The organism is Actinoplanes sp. NPDC026670, assembly GCF_040638175.1.
Classification (GTDB): Bacteria; Actinomycetota; Actinomycetes; order Mycobacteriales; family Micromonosporaceae; genus Actinoplanes.
This window is the reverse complement of sequence record NZ_JBEZXU010000036.1, coordinates 106,416-113,201: the sequence shown is the minus strand read 5'-3', so window position 1 is coordinate 113,201 and position 6,786 is coordinate 106,416. Positions and strand designations below refer to the sequence as shown.

The window sequence follows — 6,786 nt, the reverse complement described above, 5'->3', positions numbered from 1 at the left end:
TCTACACGTACTACAACCATGAGCACCGGCATTCCGGGATCGGCCTGCATACTCCGGCCTCAGTGCATCACGGCACCGCCGGTCAGATCCGTGAGCAGCGGCAGCGCACCCTCGACGCCGCCTGGGAAGCGCATCCGCAACGGTTCGGACGCCGCCGGCCGCAACCACCGCGCCTTCCGGACCGGGCGTGGATCAACAAACCGGACGACGACCTTGAACAGGCCGCCGCCACAGCAGCGACCAGCCTTCCGGCAGCACAAAGCTAAACAAAATCAACAAACTGTCTCAGTTGACTTGACAGGTTCCGTCTAGTGCACGAATCCGTGCGGGATGGCCCAGTGCGCGGAACATGTTGGCCTTCGCGCGGTCCAGCGGCACCGGCATGTTCGCTCTCCCCCGCGTGATGCCCATCGTCGGCAGCGTCGGCCACCGGACTGCTTTCCGGCTGCCATGCCGTGCGAGAAGAAGGCAATGGGTCGCCCCTGAAACGCGCCTGCACAGACCGGCAGCCCCCAGCAGGCTCCACGATTGAAATTTGAATCTTTAGAGTTTCAAAAACTTGCAACTGATAGGGCGCTGGTGACTAGTCTTCAGGAAAAGCTCCAATCTCGTCGCACATAGTGTCCGATTCGTGCTCCCCGCTTCGGCACATCGTCGTCCAAGCGAACGACGGACCGTGCTGCGGCAGAGTTGAAGGGAGGACCCTCGATGCCGGAACTGCACGCAACCCTCAGAGAAGCGCTACAGGTGGACGGCGCAATCGCAGTTGGCGTCGTCGACTACCTCAGCGGCGCGACACTGGGGGTCGCCGTCAACGGCACGAGCTTCGATCCGGTGAAAGCCGCCGCGGTCAGCGCCGAGATCCTGTTGGCCAGATGGCAGCACATGGAACGAGTGGGCATCAGCGGGCTGATTGAGGACGTCGTGGCGACGGTGGAGGCTCGATGTCACCTGATCCGGCCGTTGGATGCAGGTCCCGGCAAACACATGCTCGCCTATATCGTCATGCAGCTGCCCGCTCCCGACGATCTGGAGGACGCTCGCGGCCAGTTGCGCCGGATTGAACGGTCAATTGAGCGCTGAACAACCACAGACCACCCATGACGACGGTCGGGTCTACGTGTCAATCAACAGCTTGCTCGCGTAGCACCGGACCATCCGAACGAATTCCCCTTCATGTTGAGGCGGCACTCATGCCAACCGGCGATCTGAGCGTCACCATATTGGAACGGGCACCCATGGGCGCGGTGGTGATAACGGTTGCCGGCGAAATCGACGCCTCCAATGCCGCCTGGCTCAGGGAGATCATCAAGCTCGCCACAACACAGATCATCGCGACCGTCGAGATTGACCTTGTCGACGTCACCCTCCTCTCGCGCTCCGGGCTGGAAGTCCTGATCGAAGCACGCGACACCATGGACGGCAGGTTTGCCGTCATCGCCGCCAGCTCCACGGTCAGGCGAGTGCTCGGTTTCATGGAGCTGCTCGGCGGGTTCGGGCTTGGTCACGAGAGCCAGAGCTGACATCCGCGTGGCTCAGCAGCGGGCGGCGATCACCGCAGCACGGCCGGCCGATAGGCGGTGAAACGAGTCAGCGCGCCGAACGTGCTGCTGCGGCTGCACTCCGAGGTCCAGCCGCAGCCGAACCGATCACGGCCAGATGGCGCGGCGCGCGCGACTCGCCGAAACACGGGAAGCTGTCGAATACGACACTTTATGCATGTATGAAGTTGCAAAAATCTTCAAGTCGCTGGTCGAACATCTTCAGTCTGGCTCCTGATCAGAATCCCGAGGCGGACATCGTGTCCGATATCAACAGCGTCATGCGGGCCATCCTCGGCGGACAACACGACGACCCGGAGGATCTAGAGATGGCCGAGATGGATGTAGCGCTCAAGGACACGATGCAGATCGAAGGTGCCGTCGGCGCCGCTCTGGTCGATCAGACCAGCGGTATGGCCCTGGGAACCGCCGGCGGCGGGAAGCACCTCGACCTCACGGTCGCTGCTGCCGGCAACACGGACGTCGTACGAGCCAAGCTCAGGGCGATGGAGATGCTCAGCATTGCCGAGAAGGTAGACGACATCCTGATCACGCTGGAGACTCAGTATCACCTGATCCGCCCGTTGACCAGCCGATCCGGCAAAGGCCTGTTCCTCTATCTCGTGCTGGACAAGGAGCGGGCCAACCTGGCCATGGCACGACACCGCCTGCGCGACATCGAACGAAGGGTGGACATGTAGGTCCGACAGGACCGCGCCCACGACCGCTGGAGCAGCCGAAATCCGACGGCACACCCACCCACCGGATGTCCACGAGCGGCTGAAACGGCACCCATCGCTTGGGGTTGCAAATTGACGCTTCGTACGTGGCAGCGCTGACGCGCCCACCTCGATGGGCAGTGGTGAGACCTAAGCCCCGCTCATTGCCGCCATTGCCGCGCCGGCGCATTTCCCGCGTCTTCGATCCGCCGACGCCGCACGACCTGGATACGGGCGATGCGTTCACCCTCCACCGGCCGGGGATGTTGACGAGCCAAGGACGACACGGCGAACGGATTAGACCGGCGCCACCGGACACAGCATGATCCGATCCGGATTCAACGGACTCCGGCGGTCACGCAGTCTCGCCCGTGGGCGAAGTCTGGTCGAGGGCATAGGCCGCCGTAGGCGATGTGACCCGGGCCTGCCGTGCAGGCCTACACGGCGATGAACCCCGACGGTGCACGGCGGCTGGGTTTTGCCTGCTGCACACCAGGGACGGCTATGGCGGCGGTGACCGCCGTAGCCGTCCGTCCGCGTCGCCGGTGGCGAGGGCATCGACTGGCCGGACATCGGTTGAGTCGGCGCCGTTCAGCGCGAGCCGGTCAGGTCCTGCTGGATACTGCTCTCGTCGTTGGCCTTGGCTTTCAGTTCGCTCAGCAGCCCGTCTCGGTCAGTCAGCAGGTCACCGAGAATGCGCCGTCCGGCGGCCAGTAGGTCCAGTACGGCTGGCGAGCCGAGTTGGTACATGACCGACCCGCCATCACGGAAGGAGACCACGATGCCGGCCCGGCGTAGTACCGCCAGCTGCTGAGAGAGGCCCGACGCCTCGATATCGATTTCCGCCAGAAGTTCCCGTACCGACCGTGGCCCCGATTGCAGGAGCTCCAAGACACGGATCCGGATCGGATGCCCCAGCGTGCGGAACATCTCGGCCTTGGCTTGGTACAACGGCACGGACACGAACATTCCCCCATGATGGTTGCTACCGCGTCGATGGGATGTGTTCAACGCAGCCGATATCCCCGCTTCCGCCGTACGGATCCTTGTCAGGCTACACGGCGGCACTGCACTACCTATATGGGTTAATTTCGGTATAAAAATCACCATAACTACACCAGCATGACAGAACACCCGAAGGATCCCAGCCCTGCAGTTGCAGTCCTTCACAGGTCCACAGTTTCCAACTTCACGATTCCTGTTCGCGGGACAGCAAGAAAGAGTCTTTCGGCCCTTCCTAACGGGCTACATACCCGCCAGACGACAACCGGACACCGTAGCCATCCGAACAACCGGCGAGCCATCACACTCGGCAGGCCTACTGGCGGCGTGTTGACCTCGATCACCCGGCTCGCTGTCCGGGTCTCGGTCGCGGCGGGCGCGAGCAGGTTGGTCTGCTCATCAATCGAGTTGATCACCTGTACGACGGCTGCTGATCTCTATCGACGACCGGCCGAGCCTGACCACGATCTCGTTGGCACGATCTCGTTGATTCGTATCGCGCTGGTGGCTGGCCTGTAAGGCGACTGCTCCGAGGCAGCAGCCACCTGATCGGCGTTCTCACCGACCTACCGCACCATGGTGCCGATCGCGCTCGCCGAGGCATCCAGTGCCTGCGCCAGCTCGGGCCTGACCGAAGCAGCACGGAGGTGGGCTACACGGTGAAGGTTTTGGTACATGACCGCAAGGCGGCGAGAGCTGCCTCGTACTGATCGAGTTGTGCCCGAAGCCGGACGACGTCCGTTCCGGTGCCGTGGTCGGCGAGGTATTCCGCCAGGGCGCGCAGCAGTTCGTAGTTGTGGTCGACGGTCTTGACATAGAGCTCGGCCAAGGCCCGGCCTTCAGGTTCATCCAGGAGTGCCATCTGTTGTGTCCTCACCAGCTGATCCGCGTACGTCCCCCGGCAACGCTCATGTTTGTCGTGGCCGGCCTCGCCCAGGCGGTCGTTCACCGGCGCGGGCGGGGACGCCTGCCGACGCTAGGCTCTGGTGATGCCGCTGAACGGGGCGGCACGGGGGGCCTGGCCAAGTATCCGGAACCCCATCCACGCATCAGCGGGACCGATCTCGAGGTCGCAGTTGCAAACTGTAGCAATTTCACATTACTGCGAAGGCGGTTTGCCGGTTTCCGCCGGGAGCCGGTCGGGCACGCCGGCAGGCCGTCCGAGTGTGAGTCAGGTGGCCAGCCATGCCGCGATCTGAGTACGGGTCCGGAAGCCAAGCTTGCGCAGCAGGTTCTCGACATGGGACTCGACGGTCCGGCGCCCGATGCCCAGCCTGTCGGCGATCTCCTGGTTGGACAACCCGGCGGCAGCCAACTCGGCGACCTGCGTCTCCCGCGGTGTCAGGTGTGGTCCGCGGCTGACAGCAGCCGACGGGAGCCCCGGCCCGGGCTCACGGTTCAAGGCGAGCGCCACCGCCGTATCCATGTCGAGTCTCTGGCCCGCCCCAAGAGCTCTCCGATACGAGTCGGCATTGAGCGACTGCCGGATCGTCTTCTCTGTCTGGGCATGTTCCGCGGAGTGGAAGGGCGATCCGAAGGACGGCAGCCCGAAGGTCTGCCAGAGCGTCTCGGCAGCGCCGAGCAGACGTGTTGCGCGGTCGCCGTCGCCGCGGTCGGCCAGCAGCCCGGCAAGCAGTTCGATGCACATGACCAGGCCCACTACGTCGTGGAACTCGGCTTTGATGTCGATGGCCTCATGCACGTGGGCGAGGGCCTGCTCGGGTTCGCCTTTGACACGCAACCCGAGGGCCAGCAGGTAGTGGACGTAGGACATCTGCCACCGTTCCCCCAGATGACGGCACAGGTCCTCGGCTCGTCCGGCGATGGTGATCGCATCGTCTAGGTCGCCGTTCATGATGTGAGTGATTCCCAGGCACGGCAGTGTCCGCAGCAGACCGGCGGGCGAACGCCCGGGCGCGCCGTGCTGGTCCAGGGCCAGTGTCAACAGCCTGATGGCAGCGCCGAGATCGCCACTGATCGCCGCGATCATGCCGAGGGTCTCCTGGGCGCACGCCTTCAGGTCGTCGTCGCCGGCGTCGGTGGCGTCGGCGAGACATTCCTGCGCCATCGCTGTCGCCGATGACAGGTCGCCTTGAGTGCCCGCGACGAAAGCGCAGGCCCACAGGGCACGGCGGCGCGCCTGGCCGGGTGGGGTATTTCGGCTCAACGCGCGTTGCAGGTAGCGGCGGCCCTCTCGTAACCGTCCGCCGGCTATCCAGAAGAACCACAGTTGCGAAGCCATGATCACGCCGGCGCACACCGCCTCGGGGTCCTCGTCGTCGAGGTACGAGTCGAGCGCGGCCCAGATGTCGGCCTGGCTGTGACGGATCTCGTCGAGCCAGCTACGTTGATCGGCGCCGTTCCAGGCCTGCTCGGCGTGAGCGGCCTGCTTCGCGTAGAACCGGCGATGCCGATCTCTGTATGTCGCCGTTTCCAGCGACTCGCCGAGTCTCAGCGCCCCGTACTCGCGGATGGTGTCGAGAAGCAGGAAACGCGGGGTGACGCCCGGCAGGCGCATCACCACAGATTGTTCCAGCAGAGCGCCGAGATGGTGCGGCAGGTCGGGGGCCGGTAAGTCGTCGCCGCAGCACACCTCCTCCACCGCGGCGAGGTCGAACTCTCCGGCGAACACGCTCAGACGCTGCCAGAGCAGGCGCACGCTCGGATGACACAACTCGAAACTGCCGTCGAGCGCGGCGCGTAGCACCTGCTGTTGCCCTCGTCCGGGGCGACGGGTCGCGAGCAGCCTGAAGCGCTGGTCGAGGCGGTCGATGACCTGTGTCACCGACAGTGTCAGCAGGCAGGCCGCTGCCAACTCGATGGCCAGCGGAATCCCGTCCAGCCGTCGGCAGAGCGCGACGCCGCTGGCCACATCCTGCTCGGTGAGAGCGGCACCGGGGATCACCGCAGCACGGGCTTTGAGCAGTTCGTAGGCGTCCGACGACCCGGCCCGCGGCTGCTCGACTGTCAACGGCCGTAGCGGGAACACCTCTTCACCGGCGACCTGCAAGGGCAGCCGGCTGGTCGCGATGATCCTGACGTCGGGCGCGGCGGACAACAGGTGCTCGACCAGGTCCGCGCACCGTTCGAGCTGGGTCTCACAGGCGTCGAGAATCACCAGCATGCGCTTGGAACACAGAAACTCGGTCAACGCGTCCCGGCTCGCTCGCGCCGACATTTCCCGGATCCCCAGCGCCTGCGCGACGAGATCGGCCACCGGCATCGACACGTCCGTACCGGTCAATGCCACCAGAACGACTCCGTCAGCAAACCGGCGGGCGTTCTCCCGGGCGGTCTGCACCGCGAGCCGGGTCTTACCGAGACCGCCGAGACCGGTGACCGTCACTGCCCGTGCGGCTGTCAGGCGGTCCCTCAGCTGGGCGAGTTCGTGGCGTCGGCCGACGAAGCTCGTGGCGTCCACCGGCAAGGCACGGCCCGCATGTCGCCCATAGGTCCCGGACCTCATCGGCTCGCCCTCGACCTCACCTTCACCCGGGCCCCAGCGGCTCACCACGCCGCATACC

At 64.9% G+C, this 6,786-nt stretch carries 7 protein-coding genes and 1 pseudogene; 5 read left to right on the top strand and 3 right to left on the bottom strand.

Annotation, left to right across the window (positions count from 1 at the left end; all coding sequences use genetic code 11):
* From AB0E94_RS31195 to AB0E94_RS31180, 4 genes and pseudogenes are all read left to right on the top strand, one after another.
* Positions 1-266, top strand: a pseudogene (locus tag AB0E94_RS31195) (hypothetical protein); the annotation flags it as partial.
* Positions 267-708: 442 nt separating this feature from the next.
* Positions 709-1,083, top strand: a complete 375-nt coding sequence (locus AB0E94_RS31190; protein WP_360333449.1) for a hypothetical protein — start codon at positions 709-711, stop codon at positions 1,081-1,083.
* 155 nt (positions 1,084-1,238) lie between these two features.
* Positions 1,239-1,523 carry an STAS domain-containing protein gene (locus tag AB0E94_RS31185; protein WP_360333446.1) on the top strand — a complete coding sequence of 95 codons (285 nt, stop codon included), beginning with the start codon at positions 1,239-1,241 and terminating at the stop codon, positions 1,521-1,523.
* Between the two features lie 347 nt (positions 1,524-1,870).
* Positions 1,871-2,242 (top strand): hypothetical protein, encoded by a 372-nt coding sequence (locus AB0E94_RS31180; RefSeq protein ID WP_360333461.1) that lies wholly within the window; start codon positions 1,871-1,873, stop codon positions 2,240-2,242.
* Between the two features lie 609 nt (positions 2,243-2,851).
* On the opposite strand, the gene AB0E94_RS31175 is transcribed toward AB0E94_RS31180, so the two are convergent.
* The gene (locus tag AB0E94_RS31175; RefSeq protein ID WP_360333458.1) at positions 2,852-3,223 is read right to left on the bottom strand and encodes a metalloregulator ArsR/SmtB family transcription factor; all 372 of its coding nucleotides are present in this window, start codon (positions 3,221-3,223) and stop codon (positions 2,852-2,854) included.
* Between the two features lie 366 nt (positions 3,224-3,589).
* On the opposite strand from AB0E94_RS31175, the gene AB0E94_RS31170 reads away from it, so the two are divergent.
* Positions 3,590-3,781, top strand: coding sequence for a hypothetical protein (locus AB0E94_RS31170; protein WP_360333443.1), 192 nt, complete (start codon positions 3,590-3,592; stop codon positions 3,779-3,781).
* Positions 3,782-3,914: 133 nt separating this feature from the next.
* Here AB0E94_RS31170 and AB0E94_RS31165 read toward each other — a convergent pair whose 3' ends face one another.
* Entirely contained in the window at positions 3,915-4,124 is a 210-nt protein-coding gene (locus AB0E94_RS31165; RefSeq protein WP_360333440.1) for a hypothetical protein, read from the bottom strand.
* 309 nt (positions 4,125-4,433) lie between these two features.
* Entirely contained in the window at positions 4,434-6,683 is a 2,250-nt protein-coding gene (locus AB0E94_RS31160; RefSeq protein ID WP_360333437.1) for a LuxR C-terminal-related transcriptional regulator, read from the bottom strand.
* Between the last annotated feature and the right edge of the window lie 103 nt (positions 6,684-6,786).